This window comes from Serratia sp. Sp408, assembly GCF_057180665.1.
Genome location: NZ_JBXUFT010000010.1, coordinates 1 through 23,420, shown reverse-complemented (window position 1 = coordinate 23,420; position 23,420 = coordinate 1). Strand labels below are relative to the sequence as shown.

Genomic DNA, 23,420 nt, shown 5'->3' with positions numbered 1-23,420 from the left:
TTCCCTGTGAATTAAAGAACGATGTTAATACGGTAGTAAATCGATACCCGGTCCGGCTCTAACCAGCTCGGATGCGCCAGCGGCCAGCCAACGGTAAATTGGCTGCTGAAATAGCGATTGCGGCTGCCCAGTCCCACCGCGCCGCCCCATAACGTGCCGGAAGCGTAGGTATCCACAGAGTCGTGGCGCAGATAACCGCCATCTACGGCAGCCAATACGGAAATATCGCCCAGATACGGCAGGCTGAACGGCGACCAGTTGACCTCGTTACGCCAGTAGCCGCCTTTATCGCCGGAGAGATACTGTTCCTTGAAGCCACGCACCGAACTTTCGCCACCGAGGGTCAGGCGTTCACTGCCGTAAAGGCGATCGGGTGTCCACTGGCCGTACAGGCTGGTGAGGTAGTTCCAGTTTGGTGTCAACGGCAGATAATAGCTGCCGGAGAGAGTGTATTTATTAAACTCCGCCCTAGGTGCTTCGCTGGCTTTACCGCTGTCATCTTCCGCGCCTAACCAGGGAACGCCACGGCTGTAGGAAGGATTGAGCGTGGCAAACCCTCCCCACAGTTTTTGGCTATGGCTCATACCCAGAGATACGCTGGTCAGTTTGCGGCTGCTACTGTCCAACCGGGTGTCATTAAGATAGTTGCGGTTGATGCGGTGGGTCAGGCCCAGCGTCAGGCCGGTTTTCATGTCACTGTTACGGAACAATACGCGCGAAACGTTGAAGCGATGGGTTTGACTGTCGCCGGTGGATCGCCAATCAAAGCCCTGATTGTCGATCGTCGAGAGATAGTCGCTGTAAGAATAGTTGTAATCCACCAGCCAATAACCATAAGGCAGGCTGACACCGGCCTGTACGCTGCGGGCATCGTGATCGTTGGCGAAATCGCTGCTGCGCGCGCCGGTCACAAACCACTGATCCGCCAGCCCCAGCAGGTTATTGCCGGTCAATGAGCCGTTGATCTGCCCGGTGCCGGTACTCTTTTGCCCGCTATTATCAAAACCCAGCCCCAGCATCACCGGGAACTCGGGTTTGGCGGTCAAATTGACCACCGAATAACCCGGTTGGCTGCCGGGCAGGATTTCAATCTGCACCGGTTGTTGGCGCAGGCGGTTGATCTGCTCCATGCCCTGTTCGATATCGCGCAGATTAAGGATGTGGCCCACCAGGCCTGGGAACGCCATCTTCAGCATTCTGTCATCCCGTTGGTCCAGCCAGATCTTCTCCAGTTGCCCTTCCAGTACCAGCAGCTTCAGTTCCCCATGGGACAGGTCTTGCTCGGTCAGGAAAGCGCGGCTGGTGATATAGCCCCGTTCGATATACCAGTCGGAAACCTGCTGCACCAGGGTGTTGATCTGGGCCAGATTCAGGCAGCGTTGCAGATAGGGCTGCGTCAAGGCTTGCCGCGCACGGGCGGGCAGATGGCTGGCACCTTCAAGGTGAATGGTCGTAATGGTGAAGCACGGCCCGCCGGGGGCTGTGGCTGCTGGCGTTTGTGGCAGCACCGGGGACAGGCTGCGTTGCAACTCCTGTCGTTGCTGTTGGTTTTGCTGCAACAATTCGCGTTGTTGCTGTTGGATAGTATCTCGATCCGCCGGGCTGAGCATATTGGCGCCAGCAGCCGAACTGAGGGAAAGAAATAACAATGATACTGCCAATCGCTGAGTTACTGAGTCCATTCAGATAAACCGCCTTAATGATTTTGCGGCATTCTAACGACAGGATTCAGCATCAGACAAGCAGGAGATCGTGACTTTGCGGGACCTGATGTCATCAATATTAGGATAAATCTCAAGATTAGACGGGGTAAATATCCTTAACCCGATTTAATCCATTCAATTTATTTGTTGAGTGCAAATTAAATAGTCAATTATGCCAATTAAGCAAAGATATTTCTGATTAAACAAAAAATCGGCAACTACGTCACATATCTACGATAGATTAAGCCATCAATTAAGCCCAACCCGTTAAGTGGGCGCAGCATGCAGCACCCATCTGGCCAGATGCCCTATGCTGCGCTTGATGCTCAGTTCGCTAACGCCTCTGAACCGCCTTTGTCCAACGGCTCTTCCGGTTCGGCTGGCAGCACCATATAGGTGCCCTCAAATACGGCCCCTTTGTCATCGTCACCGAATAAATGTACTTCTGCCTGCACGCGCGCCCGGCGGCCACGTGCCAAACGGGCCAGATCGCCACTCAGTGAACTCAGATCGGCAACGGCTCTCGGCCTGCCGGTGATCGGTTTACTGTAGCGGATATGCGCATCCGCCAGAATGATGGTGCCGCCCAGATGACGCTCACGCAACAGCAGCCAGATCAATCCCCAGGCCGTCAGCGTGGCCAGCGAAAACAGGCTACCGGCAAACAGCGTATGGTGCGGATTCTGGTTGCCGACTTCCGGCATGGTGGTCACAAAACGCTGGCCGGTATATTGGCTGATGCGTACGCCCATCTTTTCGCTCAGCGGAATATGATCGTACCACGCCTGCTGCAATTGCCCGCACCAGTCAGGGCGGTGCAAAATATCGTCCAGCGTCGCTACCGGCTTGATCATCAGGAAGTGGCGTATCGGCGTGGTTTGCGGCGCGGTGATCTCCCCCTGGCTTTCAAACCCCAGCTTGGCGAAGAATTCGACCGCATCCTCACGCGCGCTGCACACGACGCGCTTGACGCCTTCCTGTCGCGCCACCGATTCCAGCGTCATCGCCACCAGCGTCCCCAGCCCTTTATCCTGCACTGAAGGGTCAACCGCCAGAAAACGTATCGCGGCCTCGTTGTCGGCATTGATATACAGTCGCCCGATAGCGACGATATTGCCACTCTCGTCCACCACCATCTGGTGATGGGCCATGGCGTCATAGGCATCCTTTTCCGAACCCACCGGCTGGTGCAGCGGTTTGCGCAGCATTTCCCAGCGAAACTGGTAATAATCCTTCAGTTCTTGCTCTGTTACGGGTACTCGTAGGTGATACATAGACGCCTTCTCTCCAAATCATGTTTCCTGCGGAGCCATTCAATAGGCGTGCCGTTGCCGTCAATTCGGGCCGGGTTGTGACTGACCCCACGCCTCGGTGGGATGAGCACGGCTTCGGCCCAACAGGGCAAGTCAGTTAGCCTATTGGGTGGTTCCTAAACTTGCAGCCAGAAAGTCACCGGCCCATCGTTCACCAGCGCCACTTTCATGTCCGCAGCGAACTGTCCGGTCTGCGTTTCCACGCCGCGTTTACGGCACTGCTCGGCAAAATAGTGATATAGCCGCTCAGCCTCGAGGGGCGAGGCTCCGCGCGAAAAACCCGGCCGCATGCCTTTTTGCGTATCCGCCGCCAGGGTAAACTGTGAAACTACCAGTACGCTACCGCCGGCCTGTTGCACGTTGAGGTTCATCTTGTCGTTCTCGTCGCCGAAAATGCGGTATCCCAATACCCGCTCACACAGGCGGTCGGCTTTCTTTTGGTCATCGTCTTGTTCTACGCCCAATAACACTAACAAACCCGGGCCAATTTTGCCTATCGTCTCGCCGTCAACCGTGACGCTGGCGTTTGATACCCGTTGAATCAATGCAATCATGACTGCCCTTCCTGCTGATTATCCTGTTGTTGCTGCTCGACTTTATGTTGCCGGTACGCGCGATATTCTCCCAGAGTGACGGTGATCTCGGCACCCAATAACACGATACACCAGCTCCAGTAGACCCACAGAAATAAAATCGGGATCACCGCCAGCACGCCGTAAATCAGCTGGTATGACGGAAACATGGTGACGTACAACGCAAACCCCTTCTTGCCCAGTTCAAACAGCAGGCCAGCCACCAGCGCGCCGATCAACGCATCTTTCGACGGTACGCGCACCGTCGGTACCACGCTATACAGCAGCCAGAATGAAACCCACGACAGTATCAACGGGAAGATGCGCAGAAGCTGCTCGACCAGACTGTTGACGCCGGTTTGCGCCAACCAGTTCAACGACAGCAAATAGGAACTGATCGCCATGCTGGCACCCACCAGCAGCGGCCCCAGCGTCAGTACCATCCAGTACACTGCGAACGAATACACCATCGGCCGCTTGTTTTTGCTGCGCCAAATGGTGTTCAGCACGCTGTCCACCGACGACATCAGCAACAGCGCGGTGACTATCAGGCCGCAGGTACCGACGGCGGTCATTTTGTTGGAGTTGGCGACGAACTGTTCCAGATAGCGCTGGATGACATTGCCGGCAGCCGGCATGAAGTTGTTAAAGATAAAGCTCTTAAGCTGCATGCTGACGTCGGAAAACATCGGGAAGACCGAAAACAGCGCAAATACCACGGTGATCAGCGGCACCAGAGACAGTAGGGAAACGTAAGCCAGGTGGCCTGCCAGCATGGTCAGGCCATCGCTGTCGATGCGCTTTATCAGCAGGCGGCTAAAGGTCACGCCCGGTTTGATCGATGACGGCAGCGCCTTGCTGCGGAATAACGACATACTCACTCCTTGTCAGTTCGTATGCCTTGAGCTTAACCTGCCTGACTCAACCGGCAAAATAGGCCGGCACCACGTCGCGGTCGGTGACGTGCACCGCCTTGATGCCCACCGCCTGCGCTGCGCTGACGTTAACGGGATGATCGTCAAAAAATACCGCCTGCTCGGCCGGGGTGTGTTCCGCCTCCAGTACGTATTGGTAAATAGCCGGATCCGGTTTGCGCAGGCCGATGTCCTGCGACAGATACATCGCGTCAGCCGCCGCCGCCACTTCAGGATAATGCTGCGGCCAGTAGTTGCAGTGCAAGCGGTTGGTATTGGACAGCACCACGACGCGGTGTCCTTCATTGCGCAGCCGCTGCATGATGGCGATCACTTCCGGGCGCAGAGCCACGAAAACCGCCTGCCAGCCGGTAGAAAACTGTTCAAAGCTGAGGGCAATGCCCATTTCTTCACACAGGCTGGCGGCAAATTGCTGGTCGCTGATTTCCCCGCGCTCATGCTGCTGGAACACGTCGCCCATGGTGAAACGTTCATTCAGCACCGCCAGTGGCGTGCCGCTCAAATTGCTCCATACACCCAGTACGCGTTTGAAATCGATATCGACGATCACATTACCTAAATCAAAGATGTACAGCATAGTCCTCTCCTGGCGGGCCGGTGAGAGTTCACTGTAGCGGGAAAAGTAAAGGCTGAACAGAGAGCGAACGGAAAAGCGCATAGCGCGCCGCAGAAACGGGGGAAAGCAGAGGAAAAAACTCAGGGCGCCGAACGCGCCCTGGGAATGCGGCATCGATACCGGTCAGCGCTCAGGCCGCAGCCTGACGCTCACCGGATATCAATAGGCAATTACACGTCTTTAGGACCGCGGCTTGCACGCTTACGATCGTTTTCCGTCAGGTGACGCTTACGGATACGGACCGAGGTTGGCGTCACTTCTACCAGCTCGTCATCATCGATGAATTCCAGCGCTTGTTCCAGAGTCATCTTGATGGCCGGAACCAGGGTAGTCGCTTCGTCAGTACCGGAAGCTCGCATGTTGGTCAGCTTCTTACCGGTCAGGCAGTTCACAGTCAGGTCGTTGGAACGTGAGTGAATACCGATAATCTGGCCTTCGTACACTTCCGCACCGTGGCCCAGGAACAGCTTGCCGCGATCCTGCAGACCGTACAGGGCGAACGCTACCGCCTTGCCCTGACCGTTGGAGATCAGCACGCCGTTCTGACGCTGGCCGACTTCGCCCGGACGCACGTCGTCGTAGTGGCTGAAGGTGGAGTACAGCAAACCGGTACCCGAGGTCATGGTCATGAACTCGTTACGGAAACCGATCAAGCCACGACTTGGGATCACGTAGTCGAGACGCACACGACCTTTACCGTCTGGATCCATGTTTTTCAGGTCAGCTTTACGCTCACCCATGGCTTGCATCACGGAACCCTGGTGCTGTTCTTCGATGTCCAGCGTAACGTTTTCGAATGGCTCTTGTTTACGGCCATCGATTTCACGGAAGATAACTTTCGGACGGGATACCGCCAGTTCGAAACCTTCACGACGCATGTTTTCGATCAGTACCGACAGGTGAAGCTCACCACGGCCAGATACGCGGAATGCGTCAGCATCTTCGGTTTCTTCAACGCGCAGTGCCACGTTGTGCACCAGTTCCTTGTTCAGACGCTCAAGGATTTGACGCGAAGTCACGAACTTACCTTCTTTACCACAGAATGGTGAGGTGTTGACGTTGAAGAACATGGTGACGGTCGGCTCATCAACAGACAGCGCCGGCAGTGCTTCCACCGCAGAGGTGTCACAGATGGTGTCGGAGATGTTCAGTTCGCCCAAACCGGTGATAGCGATGATGTCGCCCGCTTCAGCCAGGGTGGACTCGATACGCTCCAGACCCATGTGGCCCAGCACTTTGCCCACTTTACCGTTGCGAGTTTTACCTTCGCTATCGATGATGGTGACCTGCTGGTTTGGCTTCACTTTGCCACGCTTGATACGGCCGATACCGATTACGCCCAGATAGTTGTTGTAGTCCAACTGGGAGATTTGCATCTGGAACGGTGCTTCCAGCTCAACCTGCGGTGCAGACACGTGGTCGACGATAGCCTGATACAGCGGGGTCATGTCTTCCGCCATGTCGTTGTGGTCAGTACCGGCGATCCCCATCAATGCAGAAGCATAGATGATTGGGAAGTCGAGCTGCTCGTCGGTAGCGTCGAGGTTAACGAACAGGTCGAAGACCTGATCAACAACCCAATCTGGACGCGCGCCAGGGCGGTCAACCTTGTTGATTACCACGATCGGCTTCAGACCGTTGGCAAATGCCTTTTTGGTCACGAAGCGGGTTTGCGGCATTGGGCCATCCATTGCATCCACAACCAGCAGCACCGAGTCAACCATTGACATCACACGCTCAACCTCGCCGCCGAAGTCGGCGTGTCCTGGGGTATCCACGATGTTGATGCGGTAGTCTTTCCAATTAATGGCGGTGTTTTTTGCGAGGATGGTAATCCCACGCTCTTTCTCCAAATCGTTGGAGTCCATTACGCGTTCGGTGGCTTCTACACGCTCTCCGAAAGTACCGGATTGTTGCAGCAGTTTGTCAACCAGGGTGGTCTTACCATGGTCAACGTGGGCAATAATGGCGATGTTACGCAAATTTTCGATCACAGCTTTGCCTCAGGCATTAGAAATAGCGCGCTATTGTACACGTATTAAGCGAGGTACTAAACAAGATCACAACCATCTCTTATAAACAACTGTGTCCAGGTCAGTTTGTGATCCCTTTCACGGTGCAAAAAGCACCAGCAGGTGCACTTTTGCACCATCTTGGTGCTTAACGGCGCTGCTTTTGCACTTCAATGGTGCAATGCATCACTAATGGTGCATACTCAGATTGGGTAAAAGCCGCACAGAATGGTGATTACCCCGCTTTTATAAAGTTGGCACAGTTTTCGCTTTAGTCTATACAGGGCGAAAAAAAGCCAGAACCACAGATTCGTTCCACGACGACGACAATGATAAATCCGGGAGAGTTAAGTATGTCCGCTGAACACGTTTTGACGATGCTGAATGAGCATGAAGTGAAATTCGTAGACCTGCGTTTCACTGACACCAAGGGTAAAGAACAGCACGTCACCATTCCTGCGCATCAGGTAAATGCCGACTTCTTCGAAGAAGGCAAGATGTTTGACGGCTCCTCGATCGGCGGCTGGAAAGGCATTAACGAATCTGACATGGTACTGATGCCAGACGCCAGCACCGCGGTGCTGGATCCGTTCTACGAAGAATCCACGCTGATTATTCGCTGCGACATTCTTGAGCCAGGCACCATGCAGGGCTACGATCGCGACCCGCGTTCCATTTCCAAGCGTGCAGAAGATTTCCTGCGCTCTTCCGGCATTGCCGACACCGTACTGTTCGGGCCAGAACCTGAGTTCTTCCTGTTTGACGATATCCGTTTCGGCAGCAGCATCCGCGGTTCCCATGTTGCCATCGACGACATCGAAGGCGCATGGAACTCCGGCACCAAATACGAAGGCGGCAACAAAGGCCACCGTCCAGCGGTGAAGGGCGGCTACTTCCCGGTTCCACCGGTCGACTCATCACAGGATCTGCGTTCAACCATGTGTCTGACCATGGAAGAAATGGGTCTGGTGGTTGAAGCGCACCACCATGAAGTGGCAACCGCCGGTCAGAACGAAGTGGCAACCCGCTTCAACACCATGACCAAGAAAGCCGACGAAATCCAGATTTACAAATACGTGGTGCACAACGTGGCTCACGCATTTGGCAAAACCGCGACCTTTATGCCAAAACCTATGTTCGGCGACAACGGTTCCGGCATGCACTGCCACATGTCGCTGTCCAAGAACGGCACCAACCTGTTCGCTGGCGACAAATACGGCGGCCTGTCCGAAACTGCCCTGTTCTACATTGGCGGCATCATCAAGCACGCAAAAGCCATCAACGCCCTGGCCAACCCGACCACCAACTCTTACAAGCGTCTGGTCCCAGGCTACGAAGCACCGGTTATGCTGGCTTATTCTGCCCGTAACCGCTCCGCATCCATCCGTATTCCAGTGGTTGCCAGCCCGAAAGCACGCCGTATCGAAGCTCGCTTCCCGGATCCGGCTGCCAACCCGTACCTGTGCTTCGCTGCCCTGCTGATGGCAGGCCTGGACGGTATCATCAACAAGATCCACCCTGGTGATGCCATGGATAAAAACCTGTACGACCTGCCGCCGGAAGAAGAAGCCGAGATTCCAAAAGTGGCCGGTTCACTGGACGAAGCGCTGGCTGCACTGAGCGAAGACCGCGAGTTCCTGACCCGTGGCGGCGTGTTCACCGACGATGCGATCGATGCCTACATCGATTTGCGTAAAGAAGAAATGGACCGCGTGCGCATGACGCCACACCCGGTTGAGTTCGAACTGTACTACAGCGTTTAAAGCATCATCTGCGCCACCGCGCGTGGCGCAACCAATTTTAGTTGTCGTTTTTTTGTTGCCGTGGAAACTTTCAGCCCATCTTCGGATGGGCTTTTTTCACCACGCTATTATCGGTAACACTACGCCATTCCGTGCTTATCAAGGATGGAGTAGGATAGATGCACCAAAAAAGTGCAGAGCGTCTGCTATACCCACAAGATCTCAAGGTGCAGCGAGACGGCAACCGTGCCGATACGGCGGGGTCTGCCAGATGACCGGGTAAGCAAGGACAGCCATTGCCGCTGTACCTTGAAAGATGAAGGGCATATATGGCAACTGACAAATTGCCCGACGCAGGGCAAATCCTCAATTCACTGATCAACAGCATTCTGCTGTTGGATGACTCACTGGCGGTACACTACGCCAACCCAGCGGCTCAACAACTGCTGGCGCAAAGCTCCCGTAAACTTTTCGGCACGCCGCTGCCCGATTTGCTCGGCTATTTTTCGCTGAACGTCGATCTGATGCGAGAAAGCCTCAAGGCCGGCCAGGGTTTCACCGACAACGAAGTGACGCTGGTGGTCGACGGGCGGGCGCATATCCTTTCCCTGACCGCTCAGGCGCTGCCTGAAGGCTTTATTCTGCTGGAGCTGGCGCCGATGGATAATCAGCGCCGTCTCAGCCAGGAACAGTTGCAGCACGCCCAGCAAGTCGCAGCACGCGATCTGGTGCGCGGCCTGGCGCATGAAATCAAGAACCCGCTCGGCGGTCTGCGCGGCGCGGCGCAGCTGCTGGCCAAGGCGCTGCCCGATCCGTCGCTGACCGAATACACCAAAGTGATCATCGAACAGGCCGATCGCCTGCGCAATCTGGTCGATCGCCTGCTGGGGCCACAGCGGCCAGGCCAGCACATTACGCAGAGCATCCATCAGGTGGCTGAACGGGTTTGTCAGTTGGTGTCGCTGGAAATGCCAGACAACGTCACGCTGGTGCGCGATTACGATCCCAGCCTGCCGGAACTGGCACACGATCCGGACCAAATCGAGCAGGTACTACTGAACATCACCCGCAATGCGCTACAGGCATTGGGGGAAGCCGGCGGCACCATCACGCTGCGCACCCGTACCGCGTTCCAGATCACGCTGCATGGCACCCGCTATCGGCTGGCGGCGCGTATCGATATTGAAGATGACGGCCCTGGCGTGCCGGCGCAGCTGCAAGACACATTATTCTACCCGATGGTCAGTGGTCGCGAAGGCGGCACCGGCCTGGGACTATCCATTGCCCGCAATCTGATCGATCAGCATTGCGGTAAAATTGAATTCAACAGTTGGCCGGGACATACCGAATTTTCGGTTTACCTGCCCATTCGCAAGTCGAGGTAGCTATGCAACGAGGGATAGTCTGGATCGTCGATGACGATAGCTCCATCCGCTGGGTGCTTGAACGCGCGCTTACCGGAGCGGGCATGAGCTGCGCCACCTTCGACAGCGGTAACGACGTGCTGGAAGCGTTATCGACGCAAACGCCAGACGTGTTGCTGTCTGATATTCGCATGCCGGGTATGGACGGTTTGGCGCTGCTCAAACAAATTAAACAGCGTCATCCGATGCTGCCGGTCATCATCATGACCGCCCATTCGGATCTCGACGCGGCGGTCAGCGCCTATCAACAAGGGGCGTTCGATTATTTGCCGAAGCCTTTCGACATTGATGAAGCGGTGGCACTGGTGGAACGCGCCATCAGCCATTATCAGGAACAGCAGCAACCGGCACGCAGCCAACCGGCCAGTGGCCCAACCGCCGACATTATCGGCGAAGCGCCGGCGATGCAGGACGTGTTCCGCATCATCGGTCGCCTGTCGCGTTCGTCGATAAGCGTCCTGATCAACGGCGAATCCGGCACCGGCAAGGAGCTGGTGGCACATGCCTTGCACCGGCACAGCCCACGCGTCAAATCGCCGTTTATCGCGTTGAACATGGCCGCGATCCCGAAAGACCTGATCGAGTCCGAGCTGTTTGGCCACGAAAAAGGCGCATTTACCGGCGCCAACCAGATCCGCCAGGGCCGTTTTGAACAGGCCGACGGTGGCACCCTGTTCCTGGATGAAATTGGCGATATGCCACTGGATGTTCAGACTCGCTTACTGCGCGTACTGGCGGATGGCCAATTCTATCGGGTCGGTGGCTATGCGCCGGTGAAGGTCGACGTGCGGATTATCGCCGCCACGCACCAGAACCTGGAACTGCGCGTGCAGGAAGGCAAATTCCGTGAGGATCTGTTTCACCGTCTGAACGTCATCCGCGTCCATCTGCCGCCGCTGCGCGAGCGCCGTGAAGATATCCCGCGCCTGGCGCGTTATTTCCTGCAGGTGGCGGCCAAAGAGCTGGGGGTGGAAGCAAAGAATCTGCATCCGGAAACGGAAACCGCCCTGACGCGCCTGCCCTGGCCGGGCAACGTACGTCAGTTGGAAAATACCTGCCGCTGGCTGACGGTGATGGCTGCCGGACAGGAAGTGTTGATCCAGGATTTGCCCGGCGAACTGTTCGAAACCGCCGCGCCAGAAACCGGCGGACACAGTTTGCCGGACAGCTGGGCGACGCTGCTGGCACAATGGGCCGACCGCGCGCTACGTTCCGGTCATCAAAATCTGCTGTCGGAAGCCCAGCCGGAAATGGAGCGCACCCTGCTCACCACCGCGCTGCGCCATACCCAAGGGCACAAGCAGGAAGCCGCCCGTCTGTTGGGATGGGGACGCAATACGCTGACGCGCAAGTTGAAAGAGCTGGGAATGGAATAATTACCGCATTGCCGCGTTGAGACAACTAATAGCCGCCACGCCTGGCGGCCGTTTTTTTACGCTAGATAACCCGCGAAAATTGCTGGGTGCGCGCCTGTTTGCGCAGGTAGACATCAAAGCACATGCAAATGTTGCGGATCAGCAGGCGGCCACGCGGCGTCACGCGAATCCCCAGCGCATCCCTCTCCACCAGCCCGTCACGCTCAAATGGCGCCAACAGGTGCAGATCTTCCGCAAAGTAATCCGTAAAATCAATCCCATACCGTTGCTCAATCGGCTGATAAGCCAACTGGAAATTGCAGATTAGCGTTTTGATGACATCGCGACGCAGGCAGTCATCTTCGCTCATCGCCAAACCGCGCCACAGCGCGCTACCCTGCTGTTCAACGCTGTCGTAATAGGTCTTCAGCAGTTTCTGGTTTTGTGCATAGCTGTCACCCAACATGCTGATAGCGGAAACGCCCAACCCCAGCAGATCGCTATCGCCCTGAGTGGTGTAACCCTGGAAATTGCGGTGCAGCTTGCCTTCGCGCTGCGCCACCGCCAGTTCATCCTCTGGTCGGGCAAAGTGGTCCATGCCGATAAACTGATAACCGGATTGTGTTAACGAGGCGATGGTCTGTTGCAGGATATCCAGCTTCTGCTGCGCATCGGGCAAGTCAGCATCCTTGATTTTACGCTGGGCGGCGAACAGATCGGGCAGATGGGCATAGTTGAACACGCTGAGCCGGTCCGGGTTCAGCTCAGCCACTCGAGCCAAGGTGAAAGCAAAGCTTTCTGGCGTTTGTCTGGGCAGACCATAAATAAGATCAATATTGGTGGAGTTAAAACCCAGCGCCTTGGCGCGCGCTATCAAGGCGAAAATAAAATCTTCATCCTGCTCGCGGTTAACCAGCCGCTGCACGTCCTTGTTGAAATCCTGTACGCCCATGCTCAGGCGATTGAAGCCTTCGTGGCGTAAATGATCGAGCACGTCCAGCTCAATTTCGCGCGGATCGACCTCGATCGACATTTCCGCGTCGGGCAGGAAATCAAAATGCTGGCGCAGCATCGCCACCAGCCGGCTGATCTGCGCTTTGTCGAGGTAGGTAGGCGTACCGCCACCCCAATGCATCTGGCTGACCTGACGCCCGGCAAACAGTGGCGCCCGTGCGGCGATCTCACGCGCCAGCGCCACCAGATAATCATCCGCCTTGTGGGTCTGCCGCGTCACCAGCTTGTTGCAGCCGCAGAAATAGCAGAGCTTGTGGCAAAACGGAATATGCACGTACAGCGACAGCGGTCGCTCGGGATAGCGCGCAGCAGCGCGTTGGAACGCCGCTTCGTCATAGCTCTGGTTGAATTCCAGCGCAGTGGGGTATGAGGTGTAACGTGGCCCTGAGTAATTGTACTTTTGGATCAGGGCCAAATCCCAGACAATCGCCTGTTCTGACATTGCTTACTCCTTTTCCGTACTCGTTTCTGCCGGGGCCGGGAAAGGGGCATTGCTCTACGCTGTCTGGCCACGGAAGCGCTGCGCAAGCGCGCTTTGCGCCGCGACAGCCGCCATAGTTTACCGAATAACCACAGCAGATAACATGTTAACAGTAAGGTTATTGCCAGAATCGGCCACATGACGCGTTAAAATACGTCTTTCGGGTTACCGCTCTTGAGCAACTTCAGGATATCTTCCTGCTTTTCTTCTTCTTCGTCGTCATCGTCATCGCCCAGCTCAATGCCTAGCTGTTCCATCAACGCATCGATACGATCCAGAGTTTGGTCGACGTAAGCCTGATCTTCAGCGCTCAGCGTTTCACCATCGTCGATACGATCCAGCAACGCATCCAGACGTTCGTCGTTTTCCAGCTTCGCCAGTTCTTCTTCCGGCGTCAGGCGCGGCTTGGCGACGGCTTTTGGCTTGATCTGCGGCTTGGCCTTCACCTTGCCTTCCACCAGCAATGGTACCGGCGTTTTGCTACCGATACGTGGGTCTTTCGCCTCGCCTGACGCTGAGTGTTTCTGTTTGCCGCTCTCTACCTGAGTACGAGAACCGGAGGCCAGGCCACGGCGCTTTTTCAAACGCTTGCGCTCGCGGGCTTCCTGATCGAGTTCCACACGACTTTTCTTTTTGGTTTTTGGCGTCGCCGCTTTACCGCGGGGCGCTTTTGAAGGCTGGTTCATAGCGTTATGCTCTTGAGTATTAGATTCTTCAGTATAGAGGAGCTATACGATTGGGCGGAATCTAGCAGAAAGCAGACAAATAAAAAAGGCGACAGGTTAAACCTGCCGCCTTTTTCAGTCCTTCGTTTGAAGGATATGGCTGCTACGCGCTCCATGCGCACATTCAACATCCCAGTTTTTCCATCTGCTATAAATGCAATCCCTGCCACTACGTCCTTCATCCTGAAAGAAAAATCATCCTTGGGCGCAATCCATTCGCTACCACTCATCCTGAGTGCGCTTCCCGCCAGCATCCAATTGCAAATACTTCACCATCCGTGTGCTGCCAACCCTTCCGCGGTTAACAGGCCAATTCCATCTGAAAACATCCTGGCACTCATTGCACATCCGGTGCGTTCCCTGAGATTTATCGTTCTTCCCGAACGTTCCTGATCCTTCGCGTCCTGCGATGAAGCTACTTTACGCGTATTCAACTCTCGCTCAAGGTACTTACTGACGCCAGGTGGTAATATTATGCAGTTCGAAGAATTAACACATTGTTTTAACTAAAAAAGAACAATAAGCACTTTCGAATAAAGCGACATATCCCCATGTTCGAATGGTCAATGTCTTACACCAAGCCGCCGGGCAAAGGGCAAAAAACCGCACGCCAAGCGGTTAAAAATCAGAAAGCGGCCCATTTTCGCGCTGATGCAGTTATAATCGCCCCCCAGAAAGCCATGCTCATTCGGAGACGAAAAATTTTGACCAGCAAGAATTACAATTATCATATGACCCATTTCGTCACCAGCGCGCCCGATATCCGCCATTTGCCGGCAGATGCGGGTATTGAGGTGGCGTTTGCCGGCCGCTCCAATGCCGGTAAATCTAGTGCACTGAATACGCTAACCAATCAGAAAAGCCTGGCGCGTACCAGTAAAACACCGGGTCGCACCCAGCTGATTAACCTGTTCGAAGTGGAAGACGGCATTCGCCTGGTCGACCTGCCGGGTTACGGCTACGCCGAAGTTCCTGAAGAAATGAAACGCAAGTGGCAACGCGCCCTGGGCGAATATTTGCAAATGCGCAACTGCCTGAAGGGATTGGTGGTGTTGATGGACATCCGCCATCCGCTGAAAGATCTCGATCAGCAAATGATCCAATGGGCGGTCGACGTGGGCACGCCGGTATTGGTGTTGCTGACCAAGGCCGACAAACTGGCGTCAGGTGCGCGCAAGGCTCAGGTTAATATGGTGCGCGAAGCAGTATTGGCATTTATGGGTGACATTCAGGTTGAACCGTTCTCTTCACCGAAGAAAATCGGCGTCGACAAGCTGAGCCAAAAGCTGAATACCTGGTTCAATGAAATCCCACCGGAAGTGCTGCCAGAAGAAGATGACATCGGCGGTGAATAACGCCCGCGCAGCGTGCCGTCGGTCAGGGTCCATGCAAATGGGCCCTTTTTTCTGTCTGTTGCCTGGCGTTTTGTTATCTAATTACAGTTTTGACAAGAAACCATCATAAACACTTATGGCCAAGTCATGCCCGAGCGAGCGAATATGTGAATGTATCAAGGAAATAACGTGCTGGCACCGCTGACGAGGTGATAGGAAAAACTGATGTTTTGCTTTTGTTTTTACAATAAAAAACGCCCCAGTCAATACTGACTGGGGCGGCTAATATTCAGCCAAATCCGATTACGTGAAGTAAAAGGTCTGAAAGATAGAACATCTTACCTCTGTACCCTACATCTGTAACTCTACATCATTTTTTCGCAGGGCAAAAGAATTTTTTGTTGTTTACTTACACAGTTTGCACCGCTATTAGCGTAATATTGCGGAAACAATCACCGCTTGATGTAGCTAAATTACGAAAAAAGCTTGGTTTTTCGCCTGTTACCGTTAACAGCGAGCAGCAAAGGCTGAAGCGGCGCCGATCAATGCGCCTCATCCCAGTTCTTACCCACACCGATATCCACCTTCAACGGTACCGCCAACTCCATGCTCCCTTCCATCAAGCTACGGATACGCAGGCAGGCGTCGTCCATCGCCGACTCATGCACCTCAAACACCAATTCATCGTGAACCTGCATGATCATGCGCACCAGCGGCTGTTGTTGGCCTTGTAACCAGGCATCGACGGCAATCATTGCCCGCTTGATAATATCCGCCGCCGTGCCCTGCATCGGCGCATTAATTGCCGCACGCTCTGCCGCCTTGCGACGCATACCATTACTGGAGCGAACGTCTGGCAGATACAGACGACGCCCATCCAGGGTGCTGACATACCCCTGCTCCGACGCCTGCTGGCGAGTACGTTCCATATATTCCAGCACGCCCGGATAACGTTCAAAATACAGATCCATATAACGCTGTGCTTCACCACGCGGGATCCCCAACTGACGAGCCAGACCAAAGGCGCTCATGCCGTAAATCAGGCCGAAGTTGATCGCCTTGGCGCTGCGACGCTGTTCGTTGGTGACTTTGTCCAGCGGCAGGCCAAAGACTTCGCCAGCGGTGGCGCGGTGAATGTCTTTGCCGGCGGCAAACGCGTTAAGCAGGCCCCGATCTTGCGACAGGTGTGCCATGATACGTAATTCAATCTGCGAGTAGTCGGCCGCCACAATACGGTAACCAGCCGGCGCGATAAACGCCTGACGAATACGCCGCCCTTCATCATTGCGAACCGGAATGTTTTGCAGGTTAGGATCGCTGGAAGACAAGCGACCGGTCGCCGTGACCGCCTGATGATAAGAGGTATGCACACGCCCGCTGACCGGATTGATCATCAGCGGCAGCTTGTCGGTGTAGGTGGTTTTCAGCTTCGCCAAGCCGCGATATTCAAGGATCACTTTTGGCAATGGATAGTCCAGTGCCAGCTCCGCCAACACTTCTTCGTTGGTCGACGGCGCGCCGCCCGGCGTCTTCTTCAATACCGGCAGCTTTTGTTTTTCATACAGAATTGCCTGCAACTGCTTGGTGGACGCCAGATTGAACGGCTCTTCGGCCAGCTCATGCGCCTGAATTTCCAGTTCGCCAAGCCGTTTGCTCAGCTCTTTGGAGTGCGCCGCCAGAATATGCTGATCGATCAACACCCCGGTGCGCTCAATGTGCGACAGCACGGGCAGCAGTGGCATTTCGATCTCGTTGAACACCTTCAACTGCCCGGCGCTTTCCTTTAGCTTCGGCCACATCGCCAGGTGTAACTGTAGCGTCACGTCGGCGTCTTCCGCCGCATAAGGTGCGGCCTGCTCCAAGGCAATCTGGTTGAACGTCAGCTGGTTTTTCCCTTTGCCGGCGATTTCTTCAAAGGTGATGGTTTTATGATCGAGATAGCGATCGGACAGGCTATCCATATCATGGCGGCCGCTGACGCTGTCGAGCACATACGATTCCAGCATGGTGTCATAGGCAATGCCGCGCAGGTCAATGTCGTAACGCGCCAGCAGGCTTTTATCAAACTTAAGGTTCTGGCCCACCTTCAGAGCTTTTTCGTCTTCCAGCAGCGGTTTCAGCGTTTCCAGCACGTATGCGCGATCCAGCTGTACCGGCGCATCCAGGTAGTCATGCGCGACCGGCAAATAGGCGGCAACCCCAGGTTCGATGGCAAAAGACAGGCCGATCAGATTGGCGGTCAGCGTATCCAGCCCGTCGGTTTCGGTGTCAAAGGCAAAAACATCGGCCTTTTTCAGACGTTCAAGCCACTCGGCAAAGGTGCTTTCTTCCAGAATGGTGACATACCCCTCCTGCGACAGTTTGGCTTCCGCCACCGCTTTGGGGGTTTCAGCCGTCACGCTGGACGGTTTTGGCCCATTGGCCACTTTGGCACCGTTACCCTTTTTGTTCTGCAACCAGGTGCCGGCCTCGACGTCTGCCAGCCAGCGTTTGAATTCATAATGCTTGAACAGCTGTTGCAGTTGATCGGCATCTTGTTCGGCAACGGTAAGATCGGCGCAGGTGATCTCCAGTTCGACGTCGGTTTTAATGGTGGCCAGCTGATAAGACAGGTACGCCACCTCTTTATTCTGTTCCAGCTTGGCCGCCATGGTCTTGGCGCCGCGGAAACTCAGAGCCGCAATGCCGTCAAGATTGCCATACAGAGTATCCAGGCCACCCAAGCCTTGCAGCAACGCCTGTGCGGTCTTCTCACCGACACCAGGCACGCCCGGAATGTTATCTGAAGAATCGCCCATCAGCGCCAGAAAATCGATGATAAGCTCCGGCGGCACGCCGTACTTGTCACACACTTCCTGTGGACCGAGGATGGTGTTGTTCATGGTATTTATCAGGGTGATATTCGGCGTTACCAACTGCGCCATGTCTTTATCACCGGTGCTGATCAATACCGCATGACCGGCCTTTTCCGCCTCTTGCGCCAGCGTGCCGATAACGTCATCGGCCTCAACGCCCGGCGTAACCAGCAGCGGCAGCCCCATCGCCTTCACCATGCGATGCAGCGGCTCGATCTGCGCACGCAAATCGTCGGGCATCGGAGGCCGGTGGGACTTATATTCTGCAAACAGTTCATCACGGAAGGTTTTGCCTTTGGCGTCAAAAACCACCGCCACATGGCTCGGCTGGTACTGCAACAGCAGGCTGCGCAACATGTTCAGCACACCGTACATCGCCCCGGTAGGTTCACCTGCCGAGTTGGTCAGCGGCGGGAAGGCGTGATAGGCGCGATAGAGGTAAGAGGAACCGTCTACCAGGATCAATGGGTTTTCTGCAATCTGGGCCATAGCGTTTCTTTTTTCGTGAGAAGACTACGCTAAGGATGCCATAGCTGGCCGTCAGAGACGAACCTTAGCGTGCATTACGGCTAAAAATGATCGGATTTTGCTAAGCGATCCGCACGATCCTGCCTGTGGATAACTTTGTGTATAGAAAAAAGAATGGATTATAAAATAGAAGGCAGGCCGTTAAATGAAGATAAAATCCCCAGACAAATCATTGCACTAGAATTTATCCTAATGGCTAAGCGTATTAATTGGCGTTTTTTGATTTTGTGGATATTACTGGCGCGCAATTTTAATCGCACAATAAATCAAATTTGGCGCCTCAATTACCATAGCACAAGATAAGAGAGTTGCACGAAATCCCACCAAATAATCCGTGGTGCCGAGAAAAAAACAGCTACTTTTTGGTAACGCTTTCTCTAGGTGGTTTCTGGTAAAATCTGTCTTCGCGCCTACCCCGGCATACCTAATCCTGTTTTTTCAAGCACCAGCCTATAACCATGCCAAAAGTGTTAGCCCCTGTTGTTTTCATCATTTCTACGCTATTGACCATACTGCTGACGGTATTATGCTCAATCCCTATCGCTGCGGCCGGTATCGTCAAGCTGCTGGTGCCCATTCCTGTTATATGGCGACGTATTTCCGCCTTTGCCGATGCCATGATGTGGTGCTGGTGCCAGGGATTGGCGGTGCTATTACGCCTTAACCGGCAATTAGAATGGGATATTGAAGGACTTGCCGGGCTGGAGCGTAAAAATTGGTACCTGCTGATCAGTAATCATGAAAGCTGGTCGGATATTGTGGTGCTGTGCGTATTGTTCCGTAACCGTATTCCCATGAACAAGTATTTTCTGAAACAACAGCTCGCCTGGGTCCCTTTTGTCGGCCTGGCTTGCTGGGCGCTCGACATGCCGTTCATGAAACGCTATTCGCGTGCCTATTTGCTTAAGCATCCGGAAAAACGCGGCAAGGATATTGAAACCACCCGCCGTTCCTGTGAGAAGTTTCGCCAGCGCCCCACGACCATCGTCAATTTCGTTGAAGGCTCACGCTTCACCGAAAGCAAAAAGATAAAAACCCATTCGCCCTATCGCAATTTACTGGCACCAAAGGCCGCGGGTATTGCTTTTACACTCAGTGCATTAGGTAACCAATTTGACCGGGTATTGAATGTTACGCTGCATTATCCCGATAATAACCAACGGCCATTCCTGGATATGTTGTGCGGGCGGTTAAAACGCGTGGTGGTACGTATCGATATGCTGCCTATCGATGAAACACTGCACGGCGATTACTTTAACGACAAGCATTTCAAACGGCAGTTTCAACTATGGCTGAATGCGCTGTGGCAGGAAAAAGATCGCTTGCTGGATAAAATCAAACGACAATACCAATAAAAAACGCCGGTTATCCCGGCGTTTTTATCTGCAATGGTACTTACTTTTGCTGGCTGAGGAATTTAACCACGTCAGCAAATTGTTTCACGTACGCGTCCATTGAGCTGGTGTCCAGGCCGTCGTTTTTCACCATGTATTTGCCATTAACAAATACCGCTGGCACACCGCGCAGCTGAAGATCTTCTGCCGCCTTTTCCTGCTGAACAACCAGCGATTTAACCACGAAGCTGTTCAACGCAGCATCGTAATCTTCCGCTTTCACCCCGGCCTTAATAAAGACGTTGCGAATGTCATCCGGCGTTTGAACGGTTTGAGTTTTCTGTACCGCTTCAAACATTGGCTGCGTGATTTTATCTTCCACGCCCAGTGCCATGGCGACAGCCCATGCCTGCGTCAGTTGCTTGCCCATCGGACCCAGGAATTCAACGTGGTATTTGGTCATTTTGGTTCCGACCGGCAACGCTTTTTTCACCGCGTCAGAAACGTGATAAACCTCTTCGAACTGATAGCAATGCGGGCAGTAGAAGGAGAAGAACTCCAGCACCTGCGGTTCGCCGGTCACCGGTTTGTCTAACGTAACATATTGGGATCCATCGCTATACTGTGCGGCTGAGGCACCGAATGCCATCATCATGCCAACAAGTGCCAACCATACTTTCTTCATAAGAATAAACTCTCCGTTGTGTTAAAGCTTCAATACATTGGCATCAGCTGCAGAGGAGGTTCCTGCAACAGCTTAACCTGTTCAGTAAATGCCGCGGTCTGAGACAGCCAGAAATCAGACTCTGCCATCCAGGGAAAACTTCGCGGAAATGCCGGATCCTGCCAACGGCGTGCTACCCAGGCGAGGTAATACACCATGCGCATTGCGCGTAGCGGTTCGATAAGCGCCAATTCCCCCTGATCGAACTCGGTAAATTCGCCGTAGGCTTCCAGCAAAATATCCAACTGCATTAATTGATCATGACGTTCACCGTGTAACAGCATCCAGAGATCCTGCACCGCCGGCCCATTACGTGCGTCATCAAGATCGACGAATAACGGTCCGTCACGCCACAGGATATTGCCTGGATGGCAGTCACCGTGCAGGCGCAGCGGTTGCCAATCGAGATGCCAACGGGGTTTTATCGCCTCAATCAGCCTATCCGTCGCCGCCAGGAAGCCCGCCCGCTGGGCCTTGGGCACCAGATCGCAGTTTGCCAGCACGGTTCGCGGTGCGGTGAGATATTCATCGATACCGATAGTGGGACGTTCAATAAAGCGCTTCTCAGCACCAACCTGATGTATGCGTCCCAGAAAACGACCGACCCACTCCAGGTGATCCAGATTGTCTATTTCGTATTGCCGTCCCCCGACGCTCGGGAATACGGTAAAGAAAAAGCCGCCGTGCTGATGCAGCGTTTTACCTTGCAACATCAAGGGCGCTACCGCAGGAATTTCAGCGTCGGCCAAATCATGCGCAAATTGATGTTCTTCACCAATCTGTGCCGCACTCCAACGTTCAGGGCGGTAAAACTTCACCACATAGCGCTGACGGGCTTCATCCATAAACTGGTAGACGCGGTTTTCGTAACTGTTTAATGCCGTCAGGCCAGAATCGACGCGCAGGCCAACCCCTTCCAGCGCATCCATAATCAGGTCGGGGGAAAGGGTGTCAAAATTAAACGCAGAGTTGTTCATAACAACATTCATTTTAGCTTGGCGACAACACTGTGCCGGGAATGAAAATAGTAGCATCGATCGTGCACAGGCTCATATTGCTCACCCGAACTAGTCTTTTATCACGCCACGCGCACGCAACAGCGCCGTTTTGAAGTCTTCTTCATAGTCTTTCTTCAAACCCGGGATTTGTTCTGTACCGGCAGTGCCGCGCATCTTCAAATGGTAGATCAGAACATCATCGCTCAGTTCGGTGAGCTCGCCTTTAAAACCCGCTTCCTGCGCCAGCTTGTGTAAAAACTGCACCAGATTAAGATCGGGATCTTGCTGCCAGGCTGGCTGCAGTAGCTCAATCAGCTCGTTGACACGATGCGTTTTCATTTTAGATTCGTCCAGTGAAATACATAAACCCACAAAGTAACAGGCTTGACTACTCAGTGAAAGAAGCAGCTTGTCAATAAAGGTAAATCCTGATGTCTGGGTAGCTTTAGCGCTACAATCAGGGCGTTAGCCTTTAGTGGAATGACGATTATGCATGCAGAAATTACCGGTGTGATCCTGGCCGGCGGCCGGGCGCGCCGAATGGGTGGCGAAGACAAGGGATTGGTGCAAATAGGCGACAAGGCGTTGTATCAGTATACGCTGGCGCGTTTGCAGCCCCAGGTGGGCAAGGTATTGATCAGCGCCAACCGTAACCTGGCGCAGTACCAGCGCAGCGGTTGGCCGGTGATCGGCGATCTGCAGCCTGGTTTTGCCGGGCCGTTGGCGGGAATGCTAGCGGGATTGCAACATGCCACCACCGAGTGGGTGGTGTTCGTTCCTTGTGATGTTCCAGATTTCCCTGAGTCGCTGGTAGAAGCGCTATGGCAAGGCAGACAAGGTGCGCTGGCGGTCTATGCCAGTGATGATCAACGCGCGCATCCCACGCTGGCATTACTGCATAACAGCCTGGCAGCGCGTTTGGCGCAATATCTGGCCCAGGGCGAACGCAAGTTAATGCTGTTTTTAGACGCCGTTGGCGCAAAAGAGGTGGTGTTCAGCAATCAATCGTCCGCTTTTCATAATTTGAATACCCGAGAAGATTGCCTGTCATGGCAACGAGCAAGAGGAATCAGCCAATGAGTAGCCGTTTACCCCCAATGCTGGCCATTGCCGCCTATAGTGGTACAGGTAAAACCACGCTACTCAAGCAGGTGATTCCTGCTTTAAGGCAGCAGCAGATACGCGTAGGTCTGATTAAGCATACGCATCATGATATGGATGTGGATACGCCGGGCAAAGACAGCTACGAACTGCGTAAAGCGGGAGCTGACCAGACGCTGGTCGCCAGCGATCGCCGTTGGGCATTGATGACGGAAACGCCGGAGCAGCAATCGTTGGATCTGGCCTTTCTGGCAAGCCGTTTTGACACCGCCAACGTGGATATTATTTTGGTGGAAGGCTTTAAACATGAGCAGATCGACAAAATCATTCTTTATCGTGCCAGCGTCGGCAGGCCGTTGGAGGAAATATTGGATGAATACGTTATTGCGGTTGCCAGCGATCGGCCCGTGGGCTATCCCGGCCTGCAACTAGATATCAACGATCCGCAGGCGGTTGCTGATTTTATTGCCGGTTGGCTGAAGCAGTAATGAACAAGCGGTAGAAATACCGCTTTATTTTCGTCATCCCAAAACAAAAAGCCCTACGTTTTCACGTAGGGCTTGTTGCTTTATTTGATGCCTGGCAGTGTCCTACTCTCGCATGGGGAGACCCCACACTACCATCGGCGCTACGGCGTTTCACTTCTGAGTTCGG

20 protein-coding genes and 1 rRNA gene are annotated in these 23,420 nt (G+C 54.2%); 7 read left to right on the top strand and 14 right to left on the bottom strand.

Translation table 11 applies throughout. The features are described 5' to 3' along the window. Positions 1 to 11: 11 nt before the first annotated feature. The 6 genes from AC2AXP_RS21015 to typA all read right to left on the bottom strand — a co-directional run bounded on the left by AC2AXP_RS21015 (position 12) and on the right by typA (position 7,133). Positions 12 to 1,682 carry a ShlB/FhaC/HecB family hemolysin secretion/activation protein gene (locus AC2AXP_RS21015; protein WP_273871833.1) on the bottom strand — a complete coding sequence of 557 codons (1,671 nt, stop codon included), beginning with the start codon at positions 1,680 to 1,682 and terminating at the stop codon, positions 12 to 14. A gap of 347 nt (positions 1,683 to 2,029) precedes the next feature. Continuing rightward, positions 2,030 to 2,977, bottom strand: coding sequence for a fatty acid biosynthesis protein FabY (gene fabY / locus AC2AXP_RS21010; RefSeq protein WP_004956792.1), 948 nt, complete (start codon positions 2,975 to 2,977; stop codon positions 2,030 to 2,032). 155 nt (positions 2,978 to 3,132) lie between these two features. Then, positions 3,133 to 3,570 carry a D-aminoacyl-tRNA deacylase gene (gene dtd / locus AC2AXP_RS21005; RefSeq protein ID WP_004956796.1) on the bottom strand — a complete coding sequence of 146 codons (438 nt, stop codon included), beginning with the start codon at positions 3,568 to 3,570 and terminating at the stop codon, positions 3,133 to 3,135. Next, positions 3,567 to 4,463 carry a virulence factor BrkB family protein gene (locus AC2AXP_RS21000; protein WP_004956799.1) on the bottom strand — a complete coding sequence of 299 codons (897 nt, stop codon included), beginning with the start codon at positions 4,461 to 4,463 and terminating at the stop codon, positions 3,567 to 3,569. The genes dtd and AC2AXP_RS21000 overlap by 4 nt, the downstream gene beginning before the upstream one ends. A gap of 46 nt (positions 4,464 to 4,509) precedes the next feature. After that, positions 4,510 to 5,100 (bottom strand): glucose-1-phosphatase, encoded by a 591-nt coding sequence (gene yihX / locus AC2AXP_RS20995; RefSeq protein WP_484381912.1) that lies wholly within the window; start codon positions 5,098 to 5,100, stop codon positions 4,510 to 4,512. A 209-nt stretch (positions 5,101 to 5,309) separates the two neighbouring features. Further along, the gene (gene typA / locus AC2AXP_RS20990; RefSeq protein WP_004956806.1) at positions 5,310 to 7,133 is read right to left on the bottom strand and encodes a ribosome-dependent GTPase TypA; all 1,824 of its coding nucleotides are present in this window, start codon (positions 7,131 to 7,133) and stop codon (positions 5,310 to 5,312) included. Positions 7,134 to 7,504: 371 nt separating this feature from the next. Here typA and glnA point away from each other — a divergent pair, with 371 nt between their 5' ends. The 3 genes from glnA (at position 7,505) to glnG (ending at position 11,693) form a co-directional block, all read left to right on the top strand. Next, positions 7,505 to 8,914: a glutamate--ammonia ligase gene (gene glnA, locus AC2AXP_RS20985; RefSeq protein WP_039991450.1), complete on the top strand. Its 1,410-nt coding sequence runs from the start codon at positions 7,505 to 7,507 to the stop codon at positions 8,912 to 8,914. Between the two features lie 308 nt (positions 8,915 to 9,222). Continuing rightward, positions 9,223 to 10,278 carry a nitrogen regulation protein NR(II) gene (gene glnL / locus AC2AXP_RS20980; protein WP_004956811.1) on the top strand — a complete coding sequence of 352 codons (1,056 nt, stop codon included), beginning with the start codon at positions 9,223 to 9,225 and terminating at the stop codon, positions 10,276 to 10,278. A 2-nt stretch (positions 10,279 to 10,280) separates the two neighbouring features. Continuing rightward, positions 10,281 to 11,693 carry a nitrogen regulation protein NR(I) gene (glnG, locus tag AC2AXP_RS20975; protein ID WP_004956815.1) on the top strand — a complete coding sequence of 471 codons (1,413 nt, stop codon included), beginning with the start codon at positions 10,281 to 10,283 and terminating at the stop codon, positions 11,691 to 11,693. 61 nt (positions 11,694 to 11,754) lie between these two features. Here the strand turns inward: glnG and hemN are convergent, their stop codons facing one another. After that, positions 11,755 to 13,128, bottom strand: a complete 1,374-nt coding sequence (gene hemN, locus AC2AXP_RS20970) for an oxygen-independent coproporphyrinogen III oxidase (RefSeq protein WP_198773853.1) — start codon at positions 13,126 to 13,128, stop codon at positions 11,755 to 11,757. Positions 13,129 to 13,313: 185 nt separating this feature from the next. After that, the gene (yihI, locus tag AC2AXP_RS20965) at positions 13,314 to 13,853 is read right to left on the bottom strand and encodes a Der GTPase-activating protein YihI (RefSeq protein ID WP_004956822.1); all 540 of its coding nucleotides are present in this window, start codon (positions 13,851 to 13,853) and stop codon (positions 13,314 to 13,316) included. Positions 13,854 to 14,596: 743 nt separating this feature from the next. Between yihI and yihA the strand changes: the two genes are divergently transcribed. Next, positions 14,597 to 15,247 carry a ribosome biogenesis GTP-binding protein YihA/YsxC gene (gene yihA, locus AC2AXP_RS20960; RefSeq protein ID WP_039992483.1) on the top strand — a complete coding sequence of 217 codons (651 nt, stop codon included), beginning with the start codon at positions 14,597 to 14,599 and terminating at the stop codon, positions 15,245 to 15,247. Between the two features lie 268 nt (positions 15,248 to 15,515). Here yihA and spfP read toward each other — a convergent pair whose 3' ends face one another. Both spfP and polA read right to left on the bottom strand, forming a co-directional pair. Beyond that, positions 15,516 to 15,563 (bottom strand): small protein SpfP, encoded by a 48-nt coding sequence (gene spfP / locus AC2AXP_RS20955; RefSeq protein WP_071892919.1) that lies wholly within the window; start codon positions 15,561 to 15,563, stop codon positions 15,516 to 15,518. Between the two features lie 205 nt (positions 15,564 to 15,768). Further along, the gene (gene polA, locus AC2AXP_RS20950; protein WP_430300031.1) at positions 15,769 to 18,570 is read right to left on the bottom strand and encodes a DNA polymerase I; all 2,802 of its coding nucleotides are present in this window, start codon (positions 18,568 to 18,570) and stop codon (positions 15,769 to 15,771) included. 497 nt (positions 18,571 to 19,067) lie between these two features. On the opposite strand from polA, the gene AC2AXP_RS20945 reads away from it, so the two are divergent. Next, positions 19,068 to 19,964: an acyltransferase gene (locus tag AC2AXP_RS20945; RefSeq protein WP_004956828.1), complete on the top strand. Its 897-nt coding sequence runs from the start codon at positions 19,068 to 19,070 to the stop codon at positions 19,962 to 19,964. 40 nt (positions 19,965 to 20,004) lie between these two features. Here the strand turns inward: AC2AXP_RS20945 and dsbA are convergent, their stop codons facing one another. From dsbA to AC2AXP_RS20930, 3 genes are all read right to left on the bottom strand, one after another. Beyond that, positions 20,005 to 20,628 carry a thiol:disulfide interchange protein DsbA gene (gene dsbA / locus AC2AXP_RS20940; RefSeq protein ID WP_004956830.1) on the bottom strand — a complete coding sequence of 208 codons (624 nt, stop codon included), beginning with the start codon at positions 20,626 to 20,628 and terminating at the stop codon, positions 20,005 to 20,007. A gap of 29 nt (positions 20,629 to 20,657) precedes the next feature. Further along, positions 20,658 to 21,644, bottom strand: a complete 987-nt coding sequence (locus tag AC2AXP_RS20935; protein WP_039991451.1) for a serine/threonine protein kinase — start codon at positions 21,642 to 21,644, stop codon at positions 20,658 to 20,660. A gap of 90 nt (positions 21,645 to 21,734) precedes the next feature. Further along, entirely contained in the window at positions 21,735 to 22,004 is a 270-nt protein-coding gene (locus AC2AXP_RS20930) for a YihD family protein (RefSeq protein WP_004956836.1), read from the bottom strand. A gap of 150 nt (positions 22,005 to 22,154) precedes the next feature. On the opposite strand from AC2AXP_RS20930, the gene mobA reads away from it, so the two are divergent. Together mobA and mobB are read left to right on the top strand one after the other, a co-directional pair. Further along, a complete protein-coding gene (gene mobA / locus AC2AXP_RS20925) occupies positions 22,155 to 22,745 on the top strand; it encodes a molybdenum cofactor guanylyltransferase MobA (RefSeq protein WP_039991454.1) in 591 nt (196 codons plus the stop codon). Continuing rightward, a complete protein-coding gene (gene mobB / locus AC2AXP_RS20920; RefSeq protein ID WP_484381911.1) occupies positions 22,742 to 23,254 on the top strand; it encodes a molybdopterin-guanine dinucleotide biosynthesis protein MobB in 513 nt (170 codons plus the stop codon). The genes mobA and mobB overlap by 4 nt, the downstream gene beginning before the upstream one ends. Before the next feature lie 89 nt (positions 23,255 to 23,343). Here the strand turns inward: mobB and rrf are convergent. Beyond that, a 5S ribosomal RNA gene (gene rrf / locus AC2AXP_RS20915) occupies positions 23,344 to 23,420 on the bottom strand; the annotation flags it as partial.